We start from the raw sequence: 26,247 nt of genomic DNA, 5'->3' as shown, positions 1-26,247 counted from the left end.
CACACCTGTCCTTACTGACAGGCAAAGTTTTCGGCGTTTTCGATGCTGCCCTGGCCCGTGTACACGGCCGTCTTCGGGAAGGGGCACAGCGGGCGCGTGCGGCCCGGCCAGGGCGTGCTGGCGGCAGCGGTGCCGACCACGCGGTCGGGCGCCTTGCCGGCCTCGACCCAGTCCACCACCGACTGGAAGGGACTGACGTTGGTCGACGGGCCGCCGCTGCAGTGTTGCATGCCGGGCGCCATGAACAGGCGGGCGAAGGTCTGGGTCTGCGCGTAGTTGAAGGCGCTGCCGCCGTTGGCCGCATTGAGCTTCTGGTAGTAGTCCACCATGGCCAGCGGCGAGAACGGGCCACCGGTCTGCGGTTGGTAGATCAGCAGCTTGCCACCCTTGGCCTTGAACTTCGACAGATCGGTCGAGGACGTCTCGTACAGGTCGTAGCCGGACACCGGGAATTCCGGCGTCGTCCGGGACAGGCTGCTCACGTACAGGTCCAGGTCCAGGTTCATGACGTAGTTGGTCAACGCCTCGTTGGCCACTGGGGACGGCATGACAGGCGGCGTCGGCACGACGACGGTGGATGCCGCACCACCCCGGGCCGCGGTGTACGCGCTGGCGGTGTTGACGGCGGTGGCCCGGTTGGTCTGGTACGTGCCCAGATTCCACGTGCGCCAGCCCGTGGCGATGTTGGTCGCGCCGGGCACGTTGCAGTCGGCGGCGCTGGTGCAGCCGGCGATGCCTGCGTCCCACATCCAGCCGTAGTACGGGCGGTTGCCCGATGGCGTGACCGGCCCGTCGTAGTAGGCGACCATGGTGTCGATCTGGTCGCCCGTCAGGCAGCTGGCCGTCTTGGCGCCGGTGCAGCGCAAGGCATCCAGCTTGGGCTTGACGCGCGGCGTCGTGCACAGCAGCGGCTGGTTGACCATGCCGTCGGTCAGGCCGTCGAGCGCATCGCAGGCGTCGAGCACCGCCTTGGAGACCAGCTGCAGGTCCTGGTTGGTGTAGGTGTTGCTGGCCAGTGGCACGCCGTTGGCCGAGAACTCGCCCTGCTTCTTCGCGAGGTTGCCGAAGAGCTGCGCGATGTACACGGACTTGGCGCTCACCGACGCGAACTTCAGGGCCGGGTCGCCCGCCACCACGCCGTCGAACTGCTCCGGCAGGCGCTGCGTGACCATCAGCGCCTCGCGGCCGCCCATGGAGCAGCCTTCGAAGTAGGAGTACTGCGGGTCCTTGTCCTGATAGGTCACGATGAAGCCCTTGGCCAGCTGCGTGGTGAGCTGGATGGCGCGGTAGGCGAAGTCCACGCGGGCGTCGAAGTCCGTCCCGAAGGCACCGGCCGAGGCCGCCAGGTCGTCGGAGTTGGTGTTGTTGTCGTGGCCGGAGTCATTGGCCGCGATGGCGTAGCCGTTGGCCAGCTGGCCCGTGGTGCTGGGAATGCTGCCGTCCAGCCCGCCGCCGCCCGGCATGTAGAAGCGGCCGTTCCACTGCGTGGGGATGCGCACCTGCCACTTGATGGCATAGGTCTGCGTCTTGCCCGGCGAGCTGTTCGCGCCCTGGCGCTCGTTCATCGTGCCGAGCAGGTTGCAATGCTCCGGCAGTTGCGCCGTGGCCGCGACCAGTTCCGCTGTCGTGACCTTGACGTTGGGCGGGAAGAGGTCGCGGTTCGCCGCGGCGTCCACCAGCGCCGCGCAGGACGCGGCACCGGGCGCCGCATGCTCGCGCACCGCCCAGGCCAGGCGGGTGTTGGGCACCACGTTGGCGGCATGGCGCAAGGTGATGGTGTCCTGGGGATCGGCGCTGGCGTTGGCGCCCAGGCCGCCCACCCGCACGATGCCGTCCAGCACCGTGACGTCGGCGCCGGTCGAGGTGGCCGTCGCGATGGCGCTCTGCAGTGCCGTTGCACCGTTGACCACCCGGACGCGGTACACCGTGTCGGTCATTCCGCCGGGCGCGCTCGTCGAACTCACCTTGGCCAGCAGCGTCACGCCGGCTGCGACCGCCGGGGTCGAGGGATTGGAGGGGCTGGAGGGGTTGGCGGGCGGGTTCTGGGTTCCCGTGCCGGTGGTCTGACCGCCCAGTGCGGCCAACGCGGCGACGTTGGCACCGTTGCCGCCGCTTCCTCCGCCGCATGCAGCGAGGCCGACGACCGTGCAACAGGCCGCGGCAACGAGGCCGAGGTATCGGCCGGGGGGGTTCTTCATGATCTTGTCTCCTGGACTCTTGGGGGGCGCCCGGCGAATCTAGGTCACGACAAGATGATTGCAAAAATGAACTATTCCTAGGGTTTGCGCGCCCTCGCCTACTTCCGATGCAACTTGCGGCGGTCCGCCTTCGGCAGGTCCTCCTGCGAGACCAGCGTGCCCGCTGAGGACTCCAGCATGGCCATCAGGCGCCCCAGTTCGGCGCGGTCTTCGGCCGAAAAGCCCGCGAGCAGCGCGCTTTCAAGATCACGCACCACCGGATAGAGATCCGCGTAGATGTCCCGCGCCCGCTGAGTCAGGTGGATCTCGATGCACCGCCGATCGTTCGAGCGCGGAATCCGTTCGGCCAGGCCACGCGTCACCAGTTGCGTCACGGTGCGCGAGGTGCGGGCGGGCTCGATGCTGGCGCGCCTGGCCAGCGCCGTGGACAGCAAGGGCCCCTCCTGGCTGAGCACGACGATCAGCCGCCACTCGCGTCGGGTGATGCCGTACTTGCCCTCGCACAGCCGCACCAGAGGCTGGCCACTCACCGAGGCCAGCTTGGCCAGGCGAAACAAAAAGAGGTCAGCCGTTCTCTCCAAAGCTCGTCTCCACCATCCGTGTGCGCCGTGTTGCGGGTGATCCCTGTGATTGATTGATTAGAACAAGAGACATGCCGCGCCCTAGAGTGCCGGCGACCCACCGTGGGCAGACGACGAGACAAGCAAGCACCGTGACCCATTCATTCGACCAGCCCCTTCCGTGCAATGGCGGCTGCGCAGGCCGATCGATTTTCAACCACACCCTTGCTGCCCGCGGACGACGTGTTCAGTCCCGAGGACGCGAGCGATGAACAAGGCGTCGCGAACATGGCTGGGCGCTGCCTTCGCGACGCTGGCCGCAGGCCTTTGCGTGGCGGGCTTGCTGGGCCGCGGCGCGAGCATGGGCGCCGCCACTGCGGCGACATTGCCGCGCCTGTGCACCAACTATTCGGGCCTGCCCGACGGCTTCGGCGTGCAGGCCCGGGCGGGCATGGTGCGCGTCCCCGCGGGCACCGTCCGCCTCGGCAGTGCCCAGGGCTATGCGGAGGAAAAGCCGACCGGCGAATCCTTGCGCATCGATGCCTTCTGGATCGACCGCACCGAGGTGACCAACGCCCAGTTCTCGGCCTTCACTCGCGCGACCGGCTACGTGACCGAGGCGGAACGTGAAGGCGCCGCCGCCGTGTTCCAGGTCCCGCGCGCCGGCCACGGCGTGCTGCGCGAAGGCGAATGGTGGGAATGGCGGCAGGGTGCCAACTGGCGCCGGCCCCAGGGCAGCTCGAGCAAGGCCACGGCCCAGCCCAACGAGCCGGTCGTGCTCGTCACCTATGCGGACGCCCTGGCCTATGCACGTTGGCTGGGACGCGACCTGCCGTCGGAAGCCGAATGGGAATACGCCGCCCAGGGCGGCGGCTCGGCCGAGCAGATCGACCGCGAGCCCCGCGACGCCCAGGGGCATCCGACGGCAAATTACTGGCAAGGGATGTTCCCCGACCTGAACACCACGGAAGACGGCTACGCCGCCCTCTCCCCGGTGGGCTGCTTCGACGCCAATGGCTATGGCCTGTTCGACGTGATCGGCAATGTGTGGGAGCTCACGCGGGACCGCTATTCCGGGGCGCACCAGCCCCATGGCAATGGCGACCCCACCCTGTCCATCCGGGAGGCTGGCGGCACCCCGCGCCGCGGCGAACAGCGGGTCATCAAGGGGGGATCCTTCCTCTGCGCCCGCAGCTACTGCCTGCGCTACCGGACCACCGCGCGCCAACCACAGGAAGCGGACATGTCGACCTCGCATGTGGGCTTCCGCACCGTCCTGCGCGGGACTGCCGGGTCGTAGTGGCCGCAGCCCAGTCGCCTCGCCGGCCGTTGCCGGCATCGATTCACTGCCCTATCGGAAAAGAAAAGGAGACATCCATGAAAACGACCTCTCGCCGCGCCGCACCGCGCGCGGCCTTCACGCTGCTGGGCGGATTGCTTGCGCTGACGCTGGCAGGCTGCGGTGGCGACAGCGGATCGCGCCTGACCGGCTTCATTCCGGCAACGGGCAACGACAGCAGTGGCGGCAGCAAAGCTCCAGTGACGGCAAGCCCGCCCCCAGGCAACGGAGGCAGCCAGCCGGAGACTCCGGTGGCCAAGCGCCCCAACTTCCTGGTGATCCTGGCCGACGACATGGGCTACTCGGACATCGGTGCATTCGGCAGCGAGATCGCAACGCCGAACATCGATGCGCTGATGCGCGACGGCCGCATGCTCACCCGCTTCTATGCCTCTCCGGCCTGCTCCCCCACACGCGGCATGCTGATGACCGGCGCGGACAGCCACCGCGTCGGGATGGGTGCGATGGAGAACAACGTGACCAGCCTGGTGAGCACCCGCAACGCGCCCTTCGGCGTCGACTTCACCTACGACAACATCCCGCCCGGCTACGGCGGCCACCTGGTCGATGGCGCGCTGTCGATGCCACAACTGTTCAAGGATGCGGGCTACCACACCTACATGGCCGGCAAGTGGCACCTGGCCTACGAGTTCTCCGATGCGACCGGCGGCTCCCGCTTCCTGCCCGCGGCCTATCCGAACAAGAAGGGCTTCGAACGGTCTTTCGCGTTGCTCGACGGCGCCGGCGCGCACTTCGCGCCGCGCAGCGGCGTGCCTCCCACGCGCTACGACACTACGACCTACACGGAAGACGACGTGGCCTTCCCGGCCACCCAGTTGCCCGCGGACTTCTATTCCACCCGCAGCTACACCGACAAGCTGCTCTCGTATCTGGAGAGCAACCGCAGCAGCGGCAAGCCCTTCTTCGCCTATGCGGCGTACACCGCACCGCATTGGCCACTGCAGGCGCCCGATGCGGACATCGCGGCCCAGAAAGGCCGCTATGACGAAGGCTACGACGTGATCCGCGCGCGGCGCATCGCGAAGATGAAGCAGCTCGGCGTGCTGCCGCAGAACTTCGTCGAAAACGCCGGCCTGGCGAGCGTGTCCGAAGGCGGAACGGGCAAGAAGCGCTGGACCGAACTGAGTGCCGACGAGCGGGCGCGCCAGGCGCGGGCCATGGAGGTCTACGCCGCCATGGTGAGCAACCTCGACACCCAGATCGGCAGGCTCGTCAGCTACCTGCGCGAGACCGGTCAGTACGAGGACACGGTGATCTTCTTCATGTCCGACAACGGCGCCGACAGCAACCCCGCCGCGGGTGCCGCCATCACAGCCGCCACCGACCTCGACTCGATCGGCAAGCAAGGCTCCGCCGTAGCCTATGGCGAGCGCTGGGCCGAGGTGAGCGCCGCGCCCTTCCGCCTGTGGAAGACCTTCACGGGTGCGGAAGGCTCGGTCAGCGTGCCCGCCATGATCAAGCTGCAGGGCAAGGACCAGGGCCGCGTCGCGATGGTCTCGCCCGCGCTGGTCAAGGACCTGCTGCCTACCTTCCTGGACATGGCCGGCATCGCCGTGCCCACCCAGCAGTACGCGGGCAAGGCGATCGTGCCGGTCACAGGCGTCTCGCTGCGCACTGCGCTGCAGTCGGCCTCGGCCGTGCCCACCGTGCGGCCGCCCACCGAGTCCGTCGCCTTCGAATACCTGGGACAGGGCTACGTGAACGGGCCGGACGGCTGGAAGCTCAGCCGCACCGCGGTGCCCGGCATGCCGGCCCGCACCTACGCCGACCTGCCCTGGAAGCTCTTCAACACGCTCGAGGACCGGGGCGAGACGAAGGACCGCGCCGCCGAGCGGCCGGACCTCGTGGACGCGCTCAAGAAGGACTGGGATCGCTACGTGCTGGACAGCCAGGTGCTGGTCCCGGCCACGCCCCCCGCACCGAAGCGCGACCCAGCCGCGCTCTGAGGACCATTGCGCGGCGGACCGGACGTGCTCAGTCCTTGAGCGGGGAGATGCCCTGCACCGGTCCGATCAGCCGCTCCATCAGGCTCTTGAGACGCTCGACCCGGGCGCGGTCACTCATGAAGGCATGGAAGTCCTCCGGGCTCGTGTTGTACTGGTCGATGGTCTTGAAGCCGGGAAGCGGCTGCACGTCCTGCCGGATCGGGAACTGGCGCGGGTTGGACGCCACCGGCAGCGACAGCATCCAGCTCATGTACAGCCGGGCGGCTGCCGGGTGTTTCGCATCCTTGAAGATCGCGCCGGTCTGTGCCCAGGTCAGGAAGGGGTCGTTTTTGGGCAGCACGAAGCGCAGCGACGACGACTCCACCGGCACGAAGGCGCCCGAGGTGCCCGTGGAGATGGCGTACTTGCCCGCCTCGACCGCATCGCGGGGCGTCTGCGTGCCGCGCACCCACTGCACGCCATTGGCCTTGAGCTGGTCGATGAAGCCGATGCCGTACTTGTGGATGATCTTGTCGAACACGTACAGCACGGCGTCGTCGTCGTTGGGATAGGCGATGACGATGCGGTTCTTGAACTCCGGCTTCAGGAAGTCGGCATAGTCGCGCGGCGCGTTGTCGGCCGAGACGTAGTTCTTGTTGTAGCTGTTGGCGAAGGTCAGCATGAACAGGCCGGTGAAGCGGCCCGCCGGGTCCTTGTAGGCCGTGGGGATCTGATCCCAGCCGATCGGCTTGTAGGGCAGCAGCAGGCCGCGGGCCGCCCAGTTGTCGAAGTCGTGCAGTGTCTGCAGGTGCGCCAGGTCCACCTGAAGGTCCTTGCGCAGCAGCTCTTCCTCGATGCGGGCGTCGTGGTACTTGCTCAGGTCGACGATCAGGTTGAGCTTCATGCCAGGGAACTGGCGCTCGAAACCGGCCTTGATGCCGAAGCCCTGGGTGACCTCGTCGCCGCCGGCGTAGACGGTGAGTGCGCCGCCTTCCTTCAGCGCTGCCTGGTACAGGTCGTTCAGGCTCTGGCCGCTGCCATCGCGCTCCACTGCTGCGGTCGTGGCCGGCGACGCCGCAGGCGCCTGCTGGGCATGGGCGGCAAGGCCCAGGGTGCTGACAGCCAGGGCAGCAGCCAGGAAGGTCATTCGGAAGGAGGGAAGCAGCTTCATGATCGGCTCGGGTGGAGAGAGGCCTGCAGCGTAGGCTTCCCCTTCCCCAAAGGATGTGCGCTGGCGCACATCCCGCCGCAGGTTTTCGCGCCACGGCGGCGCATGCCGCACTCGCGGGCTGCTCAGTGGACGTGTCGCGCCGACCGACTGCCGACGAAGCGGGCCCTGAACACAGCGGTAGTTGGCAGCAGCAGGCGCGCCTCCTGCCACTGGCCGCCGAAGGTCACCAGGGTGGAGTCGCGGCCGTCGTCCTCGAGCACATGGCCATGTGGGTCCCACAGCGTGCAGCGGGCCCAGCCCTGCGCATCGGTCGGTGCCGAACACACGAAGTGCTCGCCCCGGGCGAACGAGATCTGCGCGTCGGCGACCGGACGTCCGGCGGTGTCGAGCGCACGCGCGGCCACGGCGAGCGGCTGGGCGGCCGAGGCCTTCGCCAACGTGACGCGAACGCTTTGCCAGGCCAGGGGCTGCGGGCCGGACGCGGCGGCGCGCACACGCCCCGCCGCGCATTCACGCGCCTGCGCCAGTGCCGCGAGCGCATCGGCATAGCCCATGGCGGGACGTGCCCGCATGCTGCCCAGGTGCAGCACGAAGCGGTCTTCGGGCGACTGTTCGAGCACCAGGCGATACAACTGTTCGAGCGTGGCCAGGTCGGCCCGCGCCCCTGCAGCACTGTCATCGCCACCCGCGTGCCACCGCACCGTGCGGCGATGGCCGGCGACATCGTCGGCCACCACCGAGGCGGATACGCGCACCAGGCCATGGGCACCCTGCTGCAGCAGTACGACGACGTCGCGTTCGCCTACCTGGAAGCTGCTGGTGCGCAGGCCTTCGGGCCCCGCGCTCAGCAGGCGCGAAGGCACAGCGGGCCGGGTGCGCAGTGCGCCCAGCGGCATGGCAAGGGCCTCGCGGGCCTGCTTCAGCGCAGGTTCGGGCCAGTCGAAGGCCAGGACCAGGTTCGCACCCGCAGCATTGGCCGCGCCGACCAGCGCAGCCGGATCCGCCGCCGCATCGAGCAGCGCCAGCACCGCGCGGGCGCCGCCGACATGCAGCAGGGCCGTGTCCTTCTGCGCCCTCGCCTCGCCGAGCGCGCAGGCCACCGCGGAAGGCGCACGCGCCGCCTGTGCCCAGGCCGGCGGCATCGATGCGACCAGCCCGAGCAGGACGAAGGCTGCACCAAAGCCCCGGACGCTCATCGAACGCACGCCGCCGCCTCGAAGATGCGCCCAGGGTTCAGGATGCCGTGCGGGTCGAGCAGGCCCTTGAGCTGTCGCATCAGCCCGACCTGCGCGTCGTCGCGGCTGTGGCCCAGGAAGTCGCGCTTGACCATGCCGATGCCGTGCTCGGCGGAAATGCTGCCTTCGAAACGGCCCACACAGGCATAGACGACGGCTTCCGCCTGCGCCAGTTCCTCGTGCGAGGTGAAGGGACCGCTGATCAGATGCAGATTGCCATCGCCCAGGTGGCCGAAGAACAGGTGCGATTGGGCCGGATACGCCGATTCGAGCCGGGTGCTCAGTTCCTGCACCAGCGCATCCATGCGCTCGATGGGCACGCTCACGTCGAAGGCTGCGCACGGCTTGTGTGCGGAAAGCAGCTCGCTCACGCCTTCGCGGAAGGCCCACAGCTGCGCCGCCTGGGCCTGCGACTGCGCAATCACGGCGTCCTGCACCAGGCCCTCGTCCATCGCCCGCTCCAGCGCATGCTCGAAGGCGGCCTGGCCCTGCTCCTCGGAGCCGGCCACGGACTCCAACAGCACGTAGAGCGGTGCCGGCCCGGCAAAGGGCGACGCGGCCCCGATGGCCTTGGCGCCGGCATCGAAGAAGCCGCGCCACATGAGCTCGAAGGCGGTGAGGCCGGGCATCGTCGCCCTGGCCATGCGCAGCAACGACAACGCGGCGGGAAAGTCCGGTACGGCACACATCGCCGTGCCCGTCCAGCTGGGCTGCGGCACCAGGCCGAGCGACAGGCGGGTGATGACACCCAGCGTTCCCTCGCTGCCGATGAACAGGTGCTTGAGGTCATAGCCCGCGTTGTTCTTGATGACGCGGTCGAGCATGGTCAGAAGACGGCCATCGGGCAACGCTACCTCCAGCCCCAGCACCAGGTTGCGCATCATCCCGAAGCGCAGCACGCGGTTGCCGCCCGCGTTGGTGGCGGCGTTGCCGCCAAGTTGGCAGCTGCCCCGTGCGCCCAGGTCCAGAGGAAAGGACAAGCCATGCACCTGCGCGGCCTCCTGCAGGGCCTGGAGCGTGACGCCCGCCTGCACCACCGCCGTGGCGCCCTGCGCGTCCAGCAGCTCGATCGCGTCGAGCCGACCCAGCGAGAGCACCACTTCGCCGCCCTGGGGGTTGGCACCGCCCGCGAGTCCCGTCAGGCCCCCTTGCACCGCGATGGGCGTGGCGTGCAGATGGCAGACCCGCAGGGCCCGGGCCACCGCCTGAGGCGTGCGCGGCAGCAGCACGGCCAGCGGCATGACGCTCGGGGCGCCGCTCCAGTCGTGCCATGGGCGTTCGGCGAGTCGTACGCCCGACCAGAGGTTGTCGGGGCCGACGGCAGTTTCAAGGTCCTGGATCAGGGCCGGTGAGAGCACGCGCTGCGCGCAGGTGGTGTCTGTGATGGTCATGAAATGAAGAGAAGGCGTCGACACCCGGCCTCGCGCGCCGCGGCCCCATACCGCGGCCAGCAACGCGCAAAGGCCGACGACGCCGAGGTTCAGCGCAGCGCGAGCGCAGCAGTGCTGCCCAGTTGCAGGCTCCCGTCCGCCAGTGCGGCGTCGTCGAAGCTGGCATTGACCGACGCGACCACGCCGCTCACCGCGGGCAGCAGGCAGGACGCCTGGCCCTTCGCATCCGTTGCGGCGGTGCAGGTGGCACCCTGCGGCGCCACACTGAACTTGACCACGGCATCACGCAACGCGCCGTAGGGGTTGCGCACCGTGGCGGTCAGTCGCAGGCCCTTCTGGTCCTGCCCCGCTGCCGTCACGCTCAGGTCGGTCGTGGTGGTGTGCCATGCAGGGATCACGGCCGTGGCATCGAGCTGCGCGACCTTCGCGGCCGAGCATTCGCGCAGGATGGACAGCGAGCGCAGAGCCAGGCTGGTGCCGACCAGGAAAGGATTCGAATTGCTGCGCAGGGCGGGCGTGGCGAGCAAGGCATCGAGCTTGGACAGGGAGCCGTCGACGAAGGGGTGCGTGTGCAGCGTGCCATCCACCTTCTGCGCCGCAGCCAGGCGATAGAGCCGCTCCGCCCCATCCAGGTACTGCTGCGCCAGCGCCAGCGTGTTGGGCATGCCGGTGCCACCCCAGAACACCAGCTTGTAATCCTTGCCGGCCAGCTTGACCGGCAGGACGCCCGACATGGTGCCGGCCGTGTGACCGGGCGTCGACAGCACGGTCGCCTTCAGGCCGCCGAAGTCCACGTCTACCGGCTGCAGGTTGGCGGAATCGAACTGCGTGACCGTGAACGGAGGCACGCCGCGCGCGCCCACCGCCGCATCGGCACTGCCCAGGTAGACGGGGGTGCCGTACTTCTGCTGCAGGTAACCGGCGCCGCCGTAGTGATCGCCGTGCCCGTGCGTGGGCATGATGGCGGCCAGCTGCGCGCCAGTGGTGCCCATCGCCACGAGGCCCGGCTCGGTGATGGCCTGTGCCTCGGCGGTGTTGTTCAGTGCATCCAGCAGGAAGGATTTGCCGGTGCCCGTGAGGAAGCCGTACTGCAGCACCCAGCGCGGACCGAATGCCCAGACGTTGTCGAACATCTGGATCGGCGGCAGGACCGCCCGGTCCTGCAGCTCGGGGGGGCTGCTGGCGTTCTCGGCCGTGTAGCACCACTGCCGCCGCAAGGCCGCCGCGTTGTAGTAGGCCGCACTGCCCGGTGCCGCAGGCGTGGCGAAGGTGCCTGCGCCCGCGTTCGCCGTGGCAATGCTCAGGTGCTTCTGGTACTGGGTGGCCGAGGCATCGGGCGGGCTGAAGGCAGCGGACGAGTCGGGGACGAGCGCCAGGGGGCCGGCGGGCTTGGCGATGGTGGGCTGCGGCGTGGTGTCGACGGTCGTCGTCCCGCCGCTGCTCGGCGCAGGGGCTGGCGCTGGCGCGTTGGTGGCGGCAGGCACGGGCACGAAACTGGTTCCATTGCCACCGCCGCCGCAACCCAGAAGGGTCAGGGCGGCAGCCGATGCGGCCAGGAGGGGAAAGTGGGGAATACGGCCGGGTGCCGTTCTGTCGCTGTGCGTCATGGTGTCTCCGTGTTGTCTCTTGCTTGGCTTCTGAGAGCCTGCGCACCGATTCTGGCGAGCCAGGGTCGATCGAGCTTCGACTTTTTCTTCATGATTCATGAGCCGATCTTCATAATCCCGGCACCCTCCGCGCCATGCACTTCACGCTTCGACAACTCCAGGCCTTCCTGGCCGTGGCCAGCACCGGCAGCTTCACGCAGGCAGCCGAGTACCTCAGCCTGTCACCGTCTGCCGTGAGCCAGCTCATCATCGAACTGGAGTCGCTGCTCGGTTACCGGCTGTTCGATCGCAGCACGCGCAAGGTCGCCCTGTCTGCAGCGGGCCGGACCTTCCTGCCCTCGGTACGCGATCTGCTGCGCCAGATGGACACCACACGCATGGTGGCCACCGACATCCGGGACCAGGCAGCCGGTCTGGTGCGGATCGCCGCGCCGCTGGTCATCGCCAGCACCGTGCTGCCCCGCCTGCTGGCGGGCTTCAGAAGGCGTCACCCGAAGTCGATCGTGCGGCCGCTCGATTGCGCGGTGGAAGACTTGGTCGAAAAGGTCGCCTCGCGCCAGGCCGACCTGTCGCTGGGCCCCGACCGGCCCGTGGGCCCCGAAGTCCTGCGCATCGCGCTCTTTCCCAGCCCGTGGGTGGTCTGGTGTGCACCCGGCCATCGACTGGCCCGGATGAAGCGCATCCGGTGGTCCGACCTGGCGAAGTTCGAGTTGGTGACGGCGGGCCGCGATCACGAGATCCACCTGGCGAGCATGCGCCAGCAGATGCTCGAAGGCAGCCGCGTGATGCCCCAGCATGTGGTCGACAACATCTCGACCGCCCTGGGCATGGCGGCAGCCGGCCTGTGCTTCACGCTGTCGCCGGCCTATGTCGAATCGCTGGCCCGGCCCCTGGGGCTGGTGCGCAGAGACATCGAAGACCCGATGCCGACCCGCGAGATGTCACTCTATCTGCCGGCCGATCGACATCCGTCGCCAGCGGCCGTGGCCTTCGCAGACTACCTGCAGAAAAAGCTGGTCACGGCGCGGCCGGAATCCAGCCACCAGCGCGCCGATTGAAAGCCGGGGTGACCCCGGTGCCCGTCCAGGTCGACACGCTCTCGACAGTCCGGTGGGCTGCCCATGACCTGCATCAAAAACCTTCGGCGTCCGGCTGGGAAGATCGTCTGCACTCCGCGTGACGCGCGTCGCACGCGGCGGCATTCCACCACGCACCTTGCAAGGCTCCCATGCGTTCCCCCTTCGATTTCAACGTTCCCCGCGACAGTCTGTTCGTGCCGTCACTCGCTCCCGTCTACGAGAAGTTTGCGCAGCCCCTGGGATGGCTGCTGCTGCGGCTGGCCGTGGGCGGCTGGCTGCTGCACGAGGGCTGGCCCAAGATCCTCGACCCCATGGGCCAGGTGAAGTTCGTCGAGATGATCGGCTTTCATCCGGGCTGGCTGTTCTCGCCACTGCTGGCTGTCATGCAGGTGATTGGCGGCGCGGCCCTCATGCTGGGCTTCCTCACGCGGCCCTTCGCCCTGGCCAATGCGGTGATGCTCTTCGTGACCGTGTGGTTCCACTTCCACTTTCCGTACAACGCCCAGCCGCTGCTCAGCGCTGCCGGCCTCGAGGCGATCCAGGCCCACCCCGAATTCCTCACGCCCAACGGCGCGAAGCGGCTCATGGACGCTGGGGTCGGCTTCACCGACCTGCTGCAAGGCAAGGCCGTGCAGCTGTCCAGCATCTGGGCCTTCGGCTGCCTGTTCTTCGCGGCTTTCGGCGGGGGGGCCTGGTCGGTCGACCGCCGCCTCGGCAAGGCCTTCTGAAGCGCACGGGTCGGCCCCACAAGGGGCTGCCCAAGCCGGCTTGCGTAGACTCTGCGCTTTTCCAAAGGAATCCAATGGCAGAAACGAAGAGCGGCTTTGCACGTCCCATGACCCCCAGCGCCGAACTGGCCGCGATCATCGGCTCGACGCCGCAGCCGCGCACCCAGGTGACCAAATTGGTCTGGGACTACATCAAGGCCCACAACCTGCAGAACCCCGCCAACAAGCGAAACATCCTGTGCGATGCCAAGCTGAAGGCGGTCATGGGCAAGGACGAGGTCACCATGTTCGAGATGACCGGCCTGGTGGGCAAGCACCTCAGCTGAACCCCCGCGGGGGATGCGCCGAGGTGCTCGGCCCTTGGCCCCCCGCTCCCACGGGCGAAGCGCAGTGCGCCGCATCGCCCTGCGTCGGCCTACCCCCGCCCCAAGGCTTGTCCTACGTGGCCCGGCGCAGCCCGCCCTCAGACTGCGCGCCGATGTTGCACGACGACGTGCGCCGCCGAGGAACCCGAGCCACCATGAACGACACCCCCGATCCCCGATTTGCTGCCTGGATGAAGGCGGAGCGCGACTCGTACGAGGCGATCCATCAGCTTCAGCAGAGCACGCAGGGCGGGCGACGGGTGGCCAAGGCCGAGGCGATGGCCCGCATCTCGGCGCTCCGCCGTGAGGCCGACCGTCGCCTGGCGGAACTGTGCCGCACGGAGCCGACCATCGCCCGTGTCGATGCGCGGGTCGAACCGGAACTGACGCGACTGCCCTTCGCCCGGGCCGCTTCCAGCGTGTCGAGCGTGGGCTACAAGCACTGAGCAGCGATTCGGCCGGCCGCGCGGCGCCGGCCCTGACGGCGCTTCGGTCCCGGCCGCCTTACGGGCCTGCTCGTCACACATGGCGACGCGGCGCGCCACCCGGACTGACCGCGTCGGCGGCTTGTTCGTCCGCCCGCGCATGCAGGGCCTCGATGGTGTGGCAGTAACTGTCCTGCCCGTCGCAGCGGTCACGCAGCGTCTGCAGGTCCCGCTCCAGCACGCGAAGCTCCGCGATGCGTTCACGCACATGGCCCAAGTGCGCGTTGAGCACGTCGCAGGCCGCACTGCAGTCGGCCTTGCTGCGCAGGTCGAGCGACAGCAGGCCCCGTACCTCGTCCAGTGACATGTCCATGGCCCGGCACATGCGGATGAAGCGCAGTCGGTGCACATCGTCCGCGCTGTACAGGCGGTAGCCGTTCTCGGCCCGCTGCTCCGTGCCGAGCAGGCCTTCCTTCTCGTAGTAGCGGATGTTGGCGGCACTGACGCCCGAACGGCCGGCAGCTTCGCCGATGCGCAGGTGGGGGCTTGCGGAAGGCATGCTTGACCTTGAAGTGGCTTGAAGGTTTTCAATGCTGGCACGAAAGCGAAAACCTGATGACGAGCCGCCCTTCCCCCTCCGTCGCCGCCGAGCAGGCACACCGCCACGACACGCCCCACAGCCACGCCAGCAAGCCGGCCGCCCACGCTTTGGCGCCGCGCACACTGCGCGTCGCCACGGGCTGCGGTACCGGCTGCGGCTGCAGCACCTCCACGCCTGCGGTTGCCACAGCATCCCCGGCCCACGGCCACGCCGATCACGGGCACGGCGATGGCCATGCGCACGACAACGGCGGTGAGGGCGGGCACGCGCACGCGCACGAAGCCGCCGACGGGCATGACCACGGCCCGCTGCCCGGTCCTGCCCGCATCGCCGCCGCCCTGGGCGTCGCCATCGCGGCCGAACTGAGCCACCTGCTGCTGCCCGACGCCCTGGCCTGGCGGGCAGTCGGCATGGCGCTGGCAGCGGTGGCCATCGCACTGGCCGGAACCGGCATCTACCTGAGCGGCATGCGCGCCCTGATGCGGGGGCGTCTGGGCATCGACACGCTCATGGCCGTGGCCGTGACGGGCGCCTTCCTCATCGGCCAGTGGCCCGAGGCGGCCATGGTGATGGCCCTGTATGCACTGGCTGAGCTGATCGAGCACAAGGCGGCGGACCGCGCGCGCAACGCCATCTCGGGCCTCATGGCCCTGGCGCCCGACGAGGCCGAGGTACAGGCTGCCGATGGCAGCTGGCAGCGGGTGCCCGCCTCGAGCGTGGCCCTGGACGCCATCGTGCGTATCCGCCCCGGCGAACGGGTGCCGCTGGACGGCAGGGTGAGCGCCGGCCGCAGCACCGTCGACCAGGCAAGCGTGACCGGTGAAAGCATCCCGGTCGACAAGACCGTGGGCGACCCGGTGTACGCCGCCACCGTCAACCAGGGTGGCGAGTTGCAGGTGCGTGTGACCGCGGTGGCAGGGCAGACCACGCTGGACCGGATCATCGACGCGGTGGAAAAGGCGCAGGAGTCGCGCGCACCCACGCAGCGCTTCGTCGAACGCTTCGCGACCATCTACACGCCCGCAGTGTTCATCGCCGCCGTGGCCGTGGCCATGCTGCCGCCGCTGCTGCTGGACTGGGCCTGGTTGGATGCGATCTACAAGGCACTGGTGCTGCTGGTCATCGCCTGCCCGTGCGCACTGGTCATCTCCACGCCGGTGACGGTGGTCAGCGGCCTGACGGCGGCCGCGCGCCGCGGCATCCTCATCAAGGGCGGCACGCACCTCGAAGGCGCGCGGCGGCTCAAGGCCATTGCGCTGGACAAGACCGGCACCCTCACCCAGGGCAAGCCCGTGCTGGTGCACTGGCAGGCCTGGGGCGATGCGGAGCCGGACCGCGTCGAGCGCGCTGCCGCCGCGCTCGCGGGCCGATCAGACCACCCGGTCTCGCTGGCCATCGCGAAGGGCTTGGTGGCGCACACGGAGGCGCCGGATGTACGGGACTTCGAAGCCCTCGCAGGCCGCGGTGTCCGTGGCACGGTCGAAGGACAGGCCCTGGTGCTGGCGAACCATCGCCTGATCGAGGAGCAGGGGCTGTGCAGTCCCGCACTGGAATCGCTGTTGGCCGAGCATGAGGCCCAGGGCCGCACGCTGACGCTGCTGGCCGACGCACATGCGGTGCTCGGCATCTTTGCAGTGGCCGACACGCTCAAGACCGGCTCGCAAGAGGCCGTCGCACGCCTGCAGCGGCTGGGCGTGACCCCCGTCATGCTGACCGGCGACAACCCCAGCACTGCCCGGGCCGTGGCCGATCAGGTCGGCATCACGGACGCGCGCGGCGGACTGCTGCCGCAGGACAAGCTGGCCGCCATCCGCGACCTGCAGCAGCGCCATGGCGCCACGGCCATGGCGGGCGACGGCATCAACGACGCGCCCGCGATGGCCCAGTCCGACATCGGCTTCGCCATGGGCGCCGCCGGTACGGACGTCGCCATGGAGACGGCCGACGTCGTCATCATGAACGACGACCTGGGCCGCATCGCCGACACCGTGGCGCTGTCGCGCCGCACTCACGCGCTGCTGTGGCAGAACATCACGCTGGCGCTGGGCATCAAGGCGGTGTTCTTCGCCCTGGCCATCACAGGCCAGGCCACCATGTGGATGGCCGTGTTCGCCGACATGGGCGCAAGCCTGCTGGTGGTGGCCAACGGGCTGCGCATGCTTCGCGGTCTGCCGCGCCGCTGACGCGTGATGCCTCAGGCCGCCATGGACTGGCAGGCCTGGGCACAGTCGCGGCAGGCCTTCGCGCAGGCTTGGCAGTGGGCCATGTCGTGCTGCGCGCACTCGGCCGCACAGGCCTCGCAGATGCGTGCGCACAGGTCGCAGATGGCACCGGCATGGTCGCTGCCGCGGGCGAGCGCTGCCGCTGCCAGTTGACACACGGCCGCGCAATCCATGTCAAGACGGATGCAGCCAGCCATGGCGCCGGGATCGGACTCCTGCAGACAGGCGGCGGCGCAGTGGCTGCAGGCCACGGCACACGCGTTGCACGCGTCGATGCAATCCCTGTATTGAAGATCGGTCATGGAAGCTTTCCTTCTGGGCTGAAGCACCTGCCAGACGTTGGCAGGCGGGGCCTTCCAAGGCTGCGCCTGTGCGAGCAGGCCGTTGTCGGACGGGCGCCCATGGCCTTGGAAGTCCGCTCCTCGCTCGGCCCGGGCGCCCGTTCGCGTCAACTCTCAGTCGAGTGCCAAGAGCAGGGCCCGGCGCAGCGACAGCAGCAGCTCGGCGTGTACCGTCACTGCCTGTGCGTCCTCATTTCCCGTGACCGGGAAGCTCACATTCAATGCATAGAGTGCCCCGCCGTGAGGCCGTAACGGCGCGGCCACGGCGGCCATTCCAGCCGCCCACTGTGCATGGCAGAAGCCGAGCGATCGAACGTCCTGCAGACACTGCATCACCTGACGCTGCAGCGCAGGCCAGGCCTTGCCATGCTCCGTCTTCAGACGCGCCAACAATGCCCGCTGCGGCTGCGCCGGCAGCCCCGCCAGCCAGGCGCAGCCGAGGGAGGTCGGCGCGATGGGGATGCGGGAGCCAGGCATCAACCGCCGGAAGATGCCGAGCCGGCTGAAGCGCACCGAGTCGAGGTAGACCATCTCCGATTGGTCCGCCACGGCCAGCCCTACGTTGACGCGGCGCCCTTCGGCCAGCTCGCGCATGAGCGGCAGCGCACGCTCGAGCACCGGCTCGCTGCTGCGGTAGGCGAGCGCCAGGCTCAGGCAGGCGGGCGCCAGCCGGTAGCCCTTGAGGGCCACGTCGTAGTGCAGGAAGCCTGCATCCACCAGCGAACGTGTGAGACGGCTGACCGTCGGCCGCGGCAGTCCGGCGCGGTCGGCCAGTTCGGCATTGGTCAGCAAGGCGGTGCCGTGGCGGAAAGCACGCAGCAACGCCAATCCCCTCTCCAGCGACTGACTGCCTGCCGTGCTGCGCACGAAGGTCTGACGCGCCTGCGTCAACGCGCGGGTGGAGGATGGGCGAGAAGGGTCGGCCTTGGTCATGATTTCGGTGACCGAAATTTTAGGCTGGGCAGCACAGCGTATCGGCTGAATACTGGCGGCAGCCCGATGCGACGGGCAGGAGACAGATCCCTTGCAGACAGAACCCGACAGCGACGAGCTGGGCTATGCGGTGGCCGACGGCGTCGCCGTGCTCACGATCCACCGCCCGGACCGCATGAATGCGTGGACACCGCAGCTGGAGACGCAGCTGCGCCAGCGCATCGCGCAGGCCGAGGCGGATGTCCAGGTGCGCTGCATCGTCCTGACCGGCGCCGGCCGCGCCTTCTGCGCCGGCATGGACATGGCCGTCCTGCAGGCGCGCAGCGCAGACGCCCAAGGCGCTGCGGTCGGGGCCGATGCCGGCGACCCGAGCGATGCCGATGCCGATGCCGCACAACGCTACGGCTACCTCGGCTACGTGGACAAGCCCCTTATCGCCGCCATCAACGGTGCCGCGTCAGGCGTGGGGCTGTGCCTCACGCTGCACTGCGACCTGCGCTATGTGGTGCCTGGCGCCAAGCTGAGCTTTCCCTATGCGCGCCGCGGCCTGGTGGCCGAACACGGCACCGCATGGCTGCTGCCCCGGCTCATCGGACCCATGCAGGCGGCCGAGCTGCTGATCACGGGTCGCACGTTCACCGGCGATGAGGCCGAGCGCATGGGCCTGGCGCAATGCCTGCCGGCCGAGGACTTCATGTCCGACGTGCTTACGCGGGCCCGCGAGATCGCGGCCGCCACCTCACCGCGCGCAGTGCGCCTCATCAAGCAGCAGCTGCGCGAGGCGCGCTACCAGACGCTGGGCGAAGCCACGCGCATCGCCGACCGCGAGATCGCCGCCTGCCGCGGCACCGAGGATTTCCAGGAGGGCGTGCGGCACTTCGTCGAGAAGCGCGCCCCCCGATTCACCGGCCGCTAGGCCCGACCAGCCCATGACATCCAACGCTGCATTGCACAGCCTTTCCGCCACCGCGCCGCTGGCCGGCATCAAGGTGATCGAGATCGGCCAGAACATCGCCGGCCCCTACGCCAGCGAGATCCTTTCGACCCTCGGCGCCGAGGTGCTCAAGATCGAGCGCCCCGGCACCGGCGACGATGCCCGCGGCTGGGGCCCGCCCTTCTGGCGCGGCACCGCGACCACCTTCCAGGCCATGAACCACGGCAAGAAGAGCCTGGCCCTGGACCTCAAGGACCCCGAGCACGTCGCCGTGCTCGAAGGGCTGGTGCGCGAGGCCGATGTGCTGGTGCAGAACATGCGCCCCGGCGCACTGGAGGCCCTGGGCCTCGGTGCCGAAGCCATGCGGGCGCTCAACCCGCGCCTCGTCTATTGCTCGCTCTGGGCCTTCGGCCACAAGGGTCCGCGCAGCTTGGCGCCCGGCTACGAGCCCATGGTGCAGGCCTTCTCCGGCATCTTCAGCATCAATGGGCCCGAGTCGGCGCCACCCTCGCGGGTGGGCATGCAGGTGCTGGACCTGGGCACCGGACTGTGGGCAGCCCTGGGTTGCCTCGCCGCCCTGATGCGGCGCCAGTCGACGGGCGAAGGCTGCACCGTGGACGCCTCGCTGTTCGAGACGGCCCTCGGCTGGCTGCAGGTGATGATGGCCGGCTACCACGCCACGGGCCGGCAGCCGGCGCGCCATCGCAGCGGCAACCCCAATGTGGTGGTGTTCCAGGCGCTGCCCACCGCCGACGGCGAGGTGGTGGTGGCGGCGGCCAACGACCGGCTCTTCGCCAAGCTGGCCCGCGTGGCGGGCCATCCGGAATGGGCCACCGACGCACGCTACGCCAGCAACGCGCTGCGCGTGCAGCACAAGGCCGAGTTGTTGCCCGAACTGGAGACCGTCTTCCGCGGCCAGCCCAGCCAGCACTGGATCGACGCCCTGGAAGCCGCGGGCATTCCCTGCGCGCCGATCCAGGACTTTGCCCAGGTGCTGGCCGATCCGCACACGGAGGCCCTGGGCATCCTGCAGACGGTGCCGCAGGAAGAGCTGCGCATCGTCGGCCTGCCGCTGTCCTTCGACGGCGAACGGCCCGCTGTGCGCCACCGCGCGCCGGCCATCGGCGAGCACACCCATGACTACTGCCCAGGGCTTGCGCCCTGAACGGCCAGCTTCCACGACAACAACCGGAGACAACACAGCCATGAAACGACGCAGCCTTCTCAGTGCGGCGGCCGCCCTGCCCTTTGCCGCCGTGCCAGCCTGGGCGCAGGACAGCAAGCCGATCCAGATCATCGTGCCCTTCGGCCCCGGCGGCTCGGGCGACATCTCGGCCCGCATGCTGGCCGAATTCATCACCAGGAAGACCGGCCGGAACGTGGTGGTGGACAACCGCGCCGGCGGCAACGGCATCATCGGCGTGGAAGCGGCGCGCATTGCGCCGGCCGACGGTTCGGTGCTGCTGCTGGCCACCACGTCGACGCACCTGGCGAACCCCAGCCTGTTCCGCAAGCTGCCCTACGACCCGGCGCGCGACTTCCGGCTCGTCGGTTCCTTCGGGCCCGGCTCCACCTACATGCTGGTGCGGCCCGACGCGCCCTGGAAGACGCTGAAGGACTTCGTGGCCGCGGCCAAGGCCGCGCCCGGTCGCATCAACTACGGCCACTTCAACGCCACGTCCAAGGTCACGGCGGCGCTGTTCGCGCACGAAGCCGGCATCGAGCTGGCCGCCATTCCCTACAAGCAGGTCAGCCAGGCCATGACCGAACTCATCGCCGGGCAGACGCAGGTGGTGTTCACGGATACGGTCGCGGGCGACTCCTTCGTGGCGGCCAACCAGCTGCGTGCGCTGGCTGCGCATTCGGACACGCGGCTCAAGCGCTATCCCGATGTGCCACTGATTGCCGAGACCTACCCCAACTTCACCATCCGCGGCGGCTTCCTCGGCATCGCGGTGCCAGCCGCCACGCCGGTGGACGTGCAGCAGCGGCTCAACGCGCTGATCAACGAGGCCGTGACCACCGACCCGATCCGCAGTCGGCTGGAGGGTTTCGCCTTCGCACCCGCCCGCGTGAGCCTGAAGCAGCTGGCCGACTTCGAGCGCGAGGAGCGCGAGAAATGGAAGGGCTACGTCGAGATCGCCCAGATCGAAGTGCAATGACCGCGCCCGCGACCCCCTGGAAACCACCTCAGCCATGACGCCGACCGACACGCCCCACGGACTCGCCCAGCGCGACTCCGGCCACCCGCACGTCGCCCTGCTGGTGCTGCAGCGCCCGCCCTACAACCATGTGGACGTGCCGTTGATGCGCACCCTGGCGGACACGCTGGAGCGCCTGGACGACGATCCCGATTGCCGCGCAGTGGTGCTGGCCGCCGAGGGCCGCGCCTTCTGCGCCGGGGCCGACTTCCACAGCGCGGCCGATGCCGACAGCACACGCGACCCCGGCGAGCTCTACACCCATGCCATGCGCCTCTTCGACACCCGCAAGCCGGTAGTCGCGGCCGTCCACGGCGCGGCGGTGGGCGCGGGGCTGGGGCTGGCGGTGGCGGCCGACTTCCGCGTCACCCGCGCCGAGGCGCGCTTCAGTGCCAACTTCAACCGGCTCGGCTTCCACCCGGGCTTCGGCCTGAGCGCGACGCTGCCGCGCCTCGTCGGCGAGCAGGCGGCCGCCCTGCTCTTCTATACCGGCCGGCGCATCGGCGGCGACGAGGCGGTACGCATCGGCCTGGCCGACGTGCTGGCCCCGGCCGAGCAGGTACGACAGCAGGCGCTGGACCTGGCGGCCGAGATCGCCGAGTCGGCGCCTGCGGCCGTGCAGTCCACCCGCGCCACCGTGCGGCGCGGGCTGGCCGACGCGGTGCGCGCCCTCAACCGGCATGAGCGCGAACTGCAGCGTGGGCATTTCGCCATGGACGACTTCCGCGAAGGCGTGGCGGCCATGGCCGACCGTCGCACGCCGCGGTTCAGCGGGCGCTGAGGCGGAAAAAGCGCCACCGGCCGCCCTTGACGCCCATCAAGGCAAGGGGGGGTTGGGAGGCAATGCCCGCCCGGGCGACTCCTAGAATGCCGCCCGTGCGCCTGTTCATCCTCGTCCTCGCCCTCGTCCTGCTGCCTTTGCGCGGCTGGCTCGAAGGTGCGATGGCGGTCGAGGTGACGACGGCGGCGGCCATGTCCGCACCGGGGCATGCCCACGAGGCAGACGCTTTTTCCTTGCCAGTCCAGCCGGCGGTTGCAATGACCACCGAAGCCGCTGAAGCGTCGGCGCACTGCCATGAGTCGCAGGCCGCATCGGTGGGCGGCGATGCCCATGGCGCGCATGCCCACGACGTCGAGTCCCCAGCCCCAGGGCATCACGGCGACGACAGCGGCACCGCGCACGACCATGGCTACTGCGGCCTCTGTCAGATCTGTCATTCCGTCGCCATGACCGACGCCATGCAGGCGGCCCTGCCGGCGCCGCCCGCGCGCGTCCAGCCACAGGGCCACGCCCCGCACTTCGCGAGCGCCCTGCTCGCCCAGGCCGACAAGCCGCCCATTTCCTGAACTCCCTGCCCGTAGTCCGTCCGCCGCAGCCGTCCTGACGCGCCGCGGCGCCGATGCATTGCTTCCGAGGAGAGTTCTCTTGTCCATCCTTCTGGTCCGGCGCGGCGCGCGCCGGCTGCCGCCGCTGCATCACGACGATGCAGCCCGGCCTCTTTCTCATCGACCCGCGTCCATGCTGCCGCCCTCGTCGCGCGCGGGATCGCGCGCGGGATCGCGCGCCGCGCTGGCCGGCATCGCCCTGCTGCTGGCCGGCTGCGCCAGCCTGTCGCCCGACGGCGATGCACCCCAGGTTCTTTCACTGGTGCAGGGGCGGCCACTCGTGGGCGAGGCCCAGCCCCGGCGCCAGCCCGATGCCGACGCTGCGGCACAGGCCGATGCGCTGCTGCATGGCCCGCTCGACCAGGAAGCAGCCGTGCGCATCGCCCTGGCGCAGGGGCCGCGCATGCAGGCCGCTTTCGCGACCCTGCAACTGTCCGATGCCGAGCGGGCGGAAGCGGCCTCGCTGCCCAACCCTGTGTTCTCCTTCAGCCGCCTGCGCGAGGGCCGCGAGCTGGAGCTCGACCGCCTGATCAGCTTCAACGTGGTGGGACTGCTCAGCCTGCCCTGGCGCGCCCGCTGGGCCGACCAGCGGCAGGAAGCCGCCCGGCTGGATGCGGCGCAGGCGGTGCTGCAGCTGGCAGCCGACACGCGTCGCGCCTGGCTGCGCGCCGTCGCCGACCGGCAGAGCGCCGTCTACCTGCGCGACGTGCGCGATGCCGCCGAAGCCGGCGCGACGCTGGCCCAGCGCATGCAGAAGGCGGGCAACTGGTCCGTGCTGCAGGCGGGGCGTGAACAGTTGCAGCAGGCCGAGGCGCAGGCGCAGCTGAGCCGCGCCGAGCAGGCTGCCACCGCCAGCCGCGAGGCCCTGGTCCGCCTGCTCGGGCTCGATGGCGCACAAGCTGCGCGGCTCACGCTGCCTGACCGCCTGCCCGAGCTGCCCACCTCGCTGCCCGCCGAGGCCGACCTGCAGGCCCAGGCCCTGCGCGACCGCCTGGACCTGCGCGCCGCGCGCGCCGACGCCGCGGCCACCGCCGAGGCCCAGGGCCTGACGCGCGCCACCCGTTTCGTCGACGCGATGGAACTTGGCGTGGCCCGCAACACCACGTTCGCCAACGACGCCGACCGCAGCCGCAGCACGCAGCGCGGCTGGGAGATCGGCCTGCCGATCCCGCTCTTCGACTTCGGCCAGGCCCGCAGCGCGCAGGCCGAGGCGCGTTACCTGCAGGCGGCTGCCCGCGTGCGTGGCGTGGCGCTGACCGCCGTGAGCGAAGTGCGCGAAGCCGAGGCCGCCCGCCGGCACGCCTGGCAGATCGCGCATCGCTACCAGGCCGAGGTGCTGCCGCTGCAGCGCCAGATCAACGACGAGATGGTGCTGCGCTACAACGCCATGGGCGCCAGCGTCTGGCAGTTGCTGGCCGAAGCCCGCGTCAGTGCGCGAACGGTGGATGCGGCCATGCAGGCCCAGCGCGACTTCTGGCTCGCGGAGGTGGACCTGCAGATGGCGCTGACCGGCAGCTCGCCCGCCGGCCTTTCGGCTCTACGCGCCGGAGGATCCGGCGCAGCCCTCGCCAGCACGACCAACGAAGGAGGCCACTGATGGACCGCCGACATTTCTTCTCCGGCATGCTGGCCGGCGCCGCCGCCGGTGCCGTCAGTCGGGTGGCCCTGGCCGCCGTGCCCGAGGCCGCGCAACAGACCGGCCCCGCCACTGCGCCACCGCTCCTGCCGCCCGACGGCCGGCCCTACGACCCGGTCGTCACGCTCAACGGCTGGAGCTTGCCCTGGCGAATGAAGGACGGCGTCAAGGAATTCCACCTCATCGCCGAGCCCGTGGTGCGCGAGATGGCGCCGGGCTTCAAGGTCAACATGTGGGGCTACAACGGCCAGTCGCCCGGGCCCACCATCGAGGTGGTCGAGGGCGACCGGGTGCGCATCTTCGTCACCAACCGGCTGCCCGAACACACCACGGTCCATTGGCATGGACAGCGGGTACCCAATGGCATGGATGGCGTCGGCGGCATCACGCAGCCACACATCCCACCGGGCAAGACCTTCGTCTACGAATTCACCGCGCGCCGGCCTGGCACCTTCATGTACCACCCGCATGCGGACGAGATGGTGCAGATGGCCATGGGCATGATGGGCCTCTGGGTGACGCATCCCAAGGTGCGCAACCATCCGCAGATCGCGCGCGTGCAGCGCGACTTCTGCTTTCTGCTCGGCAGCTTCGACGTCGAGCCCGGCGGCGCCACGCCCAAGGTCAACACCATGACCGACTTCAACACCTGGGCCTTCAACAGCCGGGTCTTCCCGGGCATCGACCCGCTGTGCGTGCGGCGCGGCGACCGGGTGCGCATCCGCGTGGGCAACCTCACCATGACCAACCATCCGATCCATGTGCATGGCCACGAATTCGAGGTCACCGGCACCGATGGCGGCGCCGTGCCACGCAGCGCACGCTGGCCCGAGGTGACCACCGATGTCGCCGTCGGTCAGATGCGCCAGATCGAGTTCATCGCCGACGAGGAAGGCGACTGGGCCCTGCACTGCCACAAGAGCCACCACACCATGGGCCCGATGGGCCACGACGTGCCCACCATGATCGGCGTGGACCACCGCGGCGTCGCCGACACCATCCGCCGGCTGGTGCCCGACTACATGGTGATGGGCGACAAGGGCATGGCCGAGATGGGATCGATGGAGATGCCCCTGCCCGACAACACCCTGCCCATGATGACCGGCCGCGGCCCCTTCGGCCCGGCCGAGATGGGCGGCATGTTCACGCTGCTGAAGGTGCGGCGCGACCAGGCGCCGGGGGACTTCCGTGACCCGGGCTGGTTCAGGCATCCGGCCGGCAGCGTGGCGCATGAGGTCGATGCGGGTCAGGCGCCTGCGGCGGTGAGCCGAAGCGTTGAGGCGGGCGCTTCAGCCTCCGGCACGAGCGATGCCGCCCCCGCCTCTGTGCGCAAGCCCGCCGGCCATGACCACCACTGAAGCAGCTGGCGGCCCTGAACCGCAAACCACCCAGCCATCGAAAGTCACGACCATGCAAACTGCTTGCTTCTCCGCCATCGCGTCTCCCCGTCGCCGTCTGCTCCTGGCAGTCTTGCCCCTCACGGCTTTCCCCATCGCCGGCCCGGCGTTCGCGGCCGCGCCCTGGGTGGATGTCTGGAAAGACCCGAACTGCGGCTGCTGCGTGGACTGGGTGAAGCACCTGAACGCGAACGGCTTTGCCACCCGTGTACATGAAGAGGGCAACGCCCGCGTGCGCCAGGAGGCGGGTATTCCGCCGACGCTGGGCTCCTGCCACACGGCACGCGTCGGCGGCTACGCCATCGAAGGCCATGTGCCTGCCCGAGACATCCACCGCCTGCTGCACGAGAAGCCCGCCGGCGCCATCGGCCTGGCTGTGCCGGGCATGCCCATCGGCTCGCCCGGCATGGACGGCCCCGCCTACGGCGACCGGCGCGATCCCTACGACGTGCTGCTGGTGCTGGCCGCGGGCGGCACGCGGGTGTTCGCGCGGTACCGCTGAAAGCGTGCCGTTTGCGGACTTCCGATCCTTCGCCTTTCCTCGACCGACAT

The 26,247-nt window shown here is 69.5% G+C and carries 24 protein-coding genes; 15 read left to right on the top strand and 9 right to left on the bottom strand.

The genetic code is table 11. The features are described from left to right. Positions 1–11: 11 nt before the first annotated feature. Complete coding sequence (locus BXA03_RS00530; protein ID WP_159444689.1) at positions 12–2,198, bottom strand: tannase/feruloyl esterase family alpha/beta hydrolase; 2,187 nt, start codon at positions 2,196–2,198, stop codon at positions 12–14. Between the two features lie 98 nt (positions 2,199–2,296). Further along, positions 2,297–2,755, bottom strand: coding sequence for a MarR family transcriptional regulator (locus BXA03_RS00525; protein ID WP_159444688.1), 459 nt, complete (start codon positions 2,753–2,755; stop codon positions 2,297–2,299). 271 nt (positions 2,756–3,026) lie between these two features. Here BXA03_RS00525 and BXA03_RS00520 point away from each other — a divergent pair, with 271 nt between their 5' ends. Together BXA03_RS00520 and BXA03_RS00515 are read left to right on the top strand one after the other, a co-directional pair. Next, positions 3,027–4,058, top strand: coding sequence for a formylglycine-generating enzyme family protein (locus BXA03_RS00520; protein WP_076503246.1), 1,032 nt, complete (start codon positions 3,027–3,029; stop codon positions 4,056–4,058). 77 nt (positions 4,059–4,135) lie between these two features. Further along, positions 4,136–6,064: an arylsulfatase gene (locus tag BXA03_RS00515; RefSeq protein WP_083715781.1), complete on the top strand. Its 1,929-nt coding sequence runs from the start codon at positions 4,136–4,138 to the stop codon at positions 6,062–6,064. 28 nt (positions 6,065–6,092) lie between these two features. Here the strand turns inward: BXA03_RS00515 and BXA03_RS00510 are convergent, their stop codons facing one another. The 4 genes from BXA03_RS00510 to BXA03_RS00495 all read right to left on the bottom strand — a co-directional run bounded on the left by BXA03_RS00510 (position 6,093) and on the right by BXA03_RS00495 (position 11,447). Then, positions 6,093–7,214: an ABC transporter substrate-binding protein gene (locus tag BXA03_RS00510; RefSeq protein ID WP_143476178.1), complete on the bottom strand. Its 1,122-nt coding sequence runs from the start codon at positions 7,212–7,214 to the stop codon at positions 6,093–6,095. A 122-nt stretch (positions 7,215–7,336) separates the two neighbouring features. Then, entirely contained in the window at positions 7,337–8,419 is a 1,083-nt protein-coding gene (locus BXA03_RS26435; protein WP_143476177.1) for a hypothetical protein, read from the bottom strand. Then, positions 8,407–9,840: an FAD-binding oxidoreductase gene (locus BXA03_RS00500; RefSeq protein WP_076503244.1), complete on the bottom strand. Its 1,434-nt coding sequence runs from the start codon at positions 9,838–9,840 to the stop codon at positions 8,407–8,409. Before BXA03_RS00500 ends, BXA03_RS26435 begins: the two co-directional genes overlap by 13 nt. Before the next feature lie 89 nt (positions 9,841–9,929). Next, on the bottom strand, positions 9,930–11,447 hold the full coding sequence (locus tag BXA03_RS00495; protein WP_159444687.1) for an MBL fold metallo-hydrolase: 1,518 nt from the start codon (positions 11,445–11,447) through the stop codon (positions 9,930–9,932). A gap of 134 nt (positions 11,448–11,581) precedes the next feature. On the opposite strand from BXA03_RS00495, the gene BXA03_RS00490 reads away from it, so the two are divergent. The 4 genes from BXA03_RS00490 to BXA03_RS00475 all read left to right on the top strand — a co-directional run bounded on the left by BXA03_RS00490 (position 11,582) and on the right by BXA03_RS00475 (position 14,065). After that, entirely contained in the window at positions 11,582–12,505 is a 924-nt protein-coding gene (locus BXA03_RS00490) for a LysR family transcriptional regulator (protein WP_076503242.1), read from the top strand. Positions 12,506–12,675: 170 nt separating this feature from the next. Continuing rightward, the gene (locus BXA03_RS00485; RefSeq protein WP_076503241.1) at positions 12,676–13,254 is read left to right on the top strand and encodes a DoxX family protein; all 579 of its coding nucleotides are present in this window, start codon (positions 12,676–12,678) and stop codon (positions 13,252–13,254) included. Between the two features lie 74 nt (positions 13,255–13,328). Beyond that, positions 13,329–13,580, top strand: a complete 252-nt coding sequence (locus tag BXA03_RS00480) for an SWIB/MDM2 domain-containing protein (protein WP_076503240.1) — start codon at positions 13,329–13,331, stop codon at positions 13,578–13,580. Positions 13,581–13,774: 194 nt separating this feature from the next. Further along, positions 13,775–14,065: a hypothetical protein gene (locus BXA03_RS00475; RefSeq protein WP_143476176.1), complete on the top strand. Its 291-nt coding sequence runs from the start codon at positions 13,775–13,777 to the stop codon at positions 14,063–14,065. Positions 14,066–14,138: 73 nt separating this feature from the next. On the opposite strand, the gene BXA03_RS00470 is transcribed toward BXA03_RS00475, so the two are convergent. Then, positions 14,139–14,603, bottom strand: coding sequence for a MerR family transcriptional regulator (locus tag BXA03_RS00470; protein ID WP_076503238.1), 465 nt, complete (start codon positions 14,601–14,603; stop codon positions 14,139–14,141). A gap of 56 nt (positions 14,604–14,659) precedes the next feature. Here BXA03_RS00470 and BXA03_RS00465 point away from each other — a divergent pair, with 56 nt between their 5' ends. Beyond that, entirely contained in the window at positions 14,660–16,828 is a 2,169-nt protein-coding gene (locus BXA03_RS00465) for a heavy metal translocating P-type ATPase (RefSeq protein WP_083715831.1), read from the top strand. Positions 16,829–16,839: 11 nt separating this feature from the next. Here BXA03_RS00465 and BXA03_RS00460 read toward each other — a convergent pair whose 3' ends face one another. Together BXA03_RS00460 and BXA03_RS00455 are read right to left on the bottom strand one after the other, a co-directional pair. Then, positions 16,840–17,169, bottom strand: a complete 330-nt coding sequence (locus tag BXA03_RS00460; protein ID WP_076503236.1) for a four-helix bundle copper-binding protein — start codon at positions 17,167–17,169, stop codon at positions 16,840–16,842. Positions 17,170–17,322: 153 nt separating this feature from the next. Then, positions 17,323–18,141: an IclR family transcriptional regulator gene (locus BXA03_RS00455; RefSeq protein ID WP_083715778.1), complete on the bottom strand. Its 819-nt coding sequence runs from the start codon at positions 18,139–18,141 to the stop codon at positions 17,323–17,325. 91 nt (positions 18,142–18,232) lie between these two features. Between BXA03_RS00455 and BXA03_RS00450 the strand changes: the two genes are divergently transcribed. The 8 genes from BXA03_RS00450 (at position 18,233) to BXA03_RS00415 (ending at position 26,197) form a co-directional block, all read left to right on the top strand. Continuing rightward, entirely contained in the window at positions 18,233–19,057 is an 825-nt protein-coding gene (locus BXA03_RS00450; protein ID WP_076503234.1) for an enoyl-CoA hydratase-related protein, read from the top strand. A gap of 13 nt (positions 19,058–19,070) precedes the next feature. After that, positions 19,071–20,240, top strand: a complete 1,170-nt coding sequence (locus BXA03_RS00445) for a CaiB/BaiF CoA transferase family protein (RefSeq protein ID WP_076503233.1) — start codon at positions 19,071–19,073, stop codon at positions 20,238–20,240. Positions 20,241–20,280: 40 nt separating this feature from the next. Further along, complete coding sequence (locus BXA03_RS00440; protein ID WP_076503232.1) at positions 20,281–21,237, top strand: Bug family tripartite tricarboxylate transporter substrate binding protein; 957 nt, start codon at positions 20,281–20,283, stop codon at positions 21,235–21,237. A 34-nt stretch (positions 21,238–21,271) separates the two neighbouring features. Then, entirely contained in the window at positions 21,272–22,057 is a 786-nt protein-coding gene (locus tag BXA03_RS00435) for an enoyl-CoA hydratase/isomerase family protein (protein WP_076503231.1), read from the top strand. A 95-nt stretch (positions 22,058–22,152) separates the two neighbouring features. After that, positions 22,153–22,623: a hypothetical protein gene (locus tag BXA03_RS00430; protein ID WP_143476175.1), complete on the top strand. Its 471-nt coding sequence runs from the start codon at positions 22,153–22,155 to the stop codon at positions 22,621–22,623. 79 nt (positions 22,624–22,702) lie between these two features. Next, positions 22,703–24,259 carry a TolC family protein gene (locus BXA03_RS00425; RefSeq protein WP_234983549.1) on the top strand — a complete coding sequence of 519 codons (1,557 nt, stop codon included), beginning with the start codon at positions 22,703–22,705 and terminating at the stop codon, positions 24,257–24,259. Further along, a complete protein-coding gene (locus BXA03_RS00420) occupies positions 24,259–25,656 on the top strand; it encodes a multicopper oxidase family protein (protein ID WP_076503229.1) in 1,398 nt (465 codons plus the stop codon). The genes BXA03_RS00425 and BXA03_RS00420 overlap by 1 nt, the downstream gene beginning before the upstream one ends. A gap of 52 nt (positions 25,657–25,708) precedes the next feature. Then, positions 25,709–26,197 carry a DUF411 domain-containing protein gene (locus BXA03_RS00415; RefSeq protein WP_083715775.1) on the top strand — a complete coding sequence of 163 codons (489 nt, stop codon included), beginning with the start codon at positions 25,709–25,711 and terminating at the stop codon, positions 26,195–26,197. The last annotated feature ends 50 nt before the right edge of the window (positions 26,198–26,247 follow it).

The organism is Pseudacidovorax sp. RU35E (genome assembly GCF_900156165.1).
Classification (GTDB): Bacteria; Pseudomonadota; Gammaproteobacteria; order Burkholderiales; family Burkholderiaceae_C; genus Xenophilus.
The sequence above is the reverse complement of the archived record's forward strand: the minus strand, read 5'-3'. Positions and strand labels throughout refer to the sequence as shown.

What these genes read in the sequence shown, in the direction of transcription:
- BXA03_RS00530 (WP_159444689.1), bottom strand. Translation starts at nt 2,198, where the DNA reads ATGAAGAACCCCCCCGGCCGATACCTCGGCCTCGTTGCCGCGGCCTGT.
- BXA03_RS00520 (WP_076503246.1), top strand. Translation starts at nt 3,027, where the DNA reads ATGAACAAGGCGTCGCGAACATGGCTGGGCGCTGCCTTCGCGACGCTG.
- BXA03_RS00515 (WP_083715781.1), top strand. Translation starts at nt 4,136, where the DNA reads ATGAAAACGACCTCTCGCCGCGCCGCACCGCGCGCGGCCTTCACGCTG.
- BXA03_RS00510 (WP_143476178.1), bottom strand. Translation starts at nt 7,214, where the DNA reads ATGAAGCTGCTTCCCTCCTTCCGAATGACCTTCCTGGCTGCTGCCCTG.
- BXA03_RS00500 (WP_076503244.1), bottom strand. Translation starts at nt 9,840, where the DNA reads ATGACCATCACAGACACCACCTGCGCGCAGCGCGTGCTCTCACCGGCC.
- BXA03_RS00495 (WP_159444687.1), bottom strand. Translation starts at nt 11,447, where the DNA reads ATGACGCACAGCGACAGAACGGCACCCGGCCGTATTCCCCACTTTCCC.
- BXA03_RS00490 (WP_076503242.1), top strand. Translation starts at nt 11,582, where the DNA reads ATGCACTTCACGCTTCGACAACTCCAGGCCTTCCTGGCCGTGGCCAGC.
- BXA03_RS00485 (WP_076503241.1), top strand. Translation starts at nt 12,676, where the DNA reads ATGCGTTCCCCCTTCGATTTCAACGTTCCCCGCGACAGTCTGTTCGTG.
- BXA03_RS00480 (WP_076503240.1), top strand. Translation starts at nt 13,329, where the DNA reads ATGGCAGAAACGAAGAGCGGCTTTGCACGTCCCATGACCCCCAGCGCC.
- BXA03_RS00475 (WP_143476176.1), top strand. Translation starts at nt 13,775, where the DNA reads ATGAACGACACCCCCGATCCCCGATTTGCTGCCTGGATGAAGGCGGAG.
- BXA03_RS00470 (WP_076503238.1), bottom strand. Translation starts at nt 14,603, where the DNA reads ATGCCTTCCGCAAGCCCCCACCTGCGCATCGGCGAAGCTGCCGGCCGT.
- BXA03_RS00465 (WP_083715831.1), top strand. Translation starts at nt 14,660, where the DNA reads ATGACGAGCCGCCCTTCCCCCTCCGTCGCCGCCGAGCAGGCACACCGC.
- BXA03_RS00460 (WP_076503236.1), bottom strand. Translation starts at nt 17,169, where the DNA reads ATGACCGATCTTCAATACAGGGATTGCATCGACGCGTGCAACGCGTGT.
- BXA03_RS00455 (WP_083715778.1), bottom strand. Translation starts at nt 18,141, where the DNA reads ATGACCAAGGCCGACCCTTCTCGCCCATCCTCCACCCGCGCGTTGACG.
- BXA03_RS00445 (WP_076503233.1), top strand. Translation starts at nt 19,071, where the DNA reads ATGACATCCAACGCTGCATTGCACAGCCTTTCCGCCACCGCGCCGCTG.
- BXA03_RS00440 (WP_076503232.1), top strand. Translation starts at nt 20,281, where the DNA reads ATGAAACGACGCAGCCTTCTCAGTGCGGCGGCCGCCCTGCCCTTTGCC.
- BXA03_RS00435 (WP_076503231.1), top strand. Translation starts at nt 21,272, where the DNA reads ATGACGCCGACCGACACGCCCCACGGACTCGCCCAGCGCGACTCCGGC.
- BXA03_RS00420 (WP_076503229.1), top strand. Translation starts at nt 24,259, where the DNA reads ATGGACCGCCGACATTTCTTCTCCGGCATGCTGGCCGGCGCCGCCGCC.
- BXA03_RS00415 (WP_083715775.1), top strand. Translation starts at nt 25,709, where the DNA reads ATGCAAACTGCTTGCTTCTCCGCCATCGCGTCTCCCCGTCGCCGTCTG.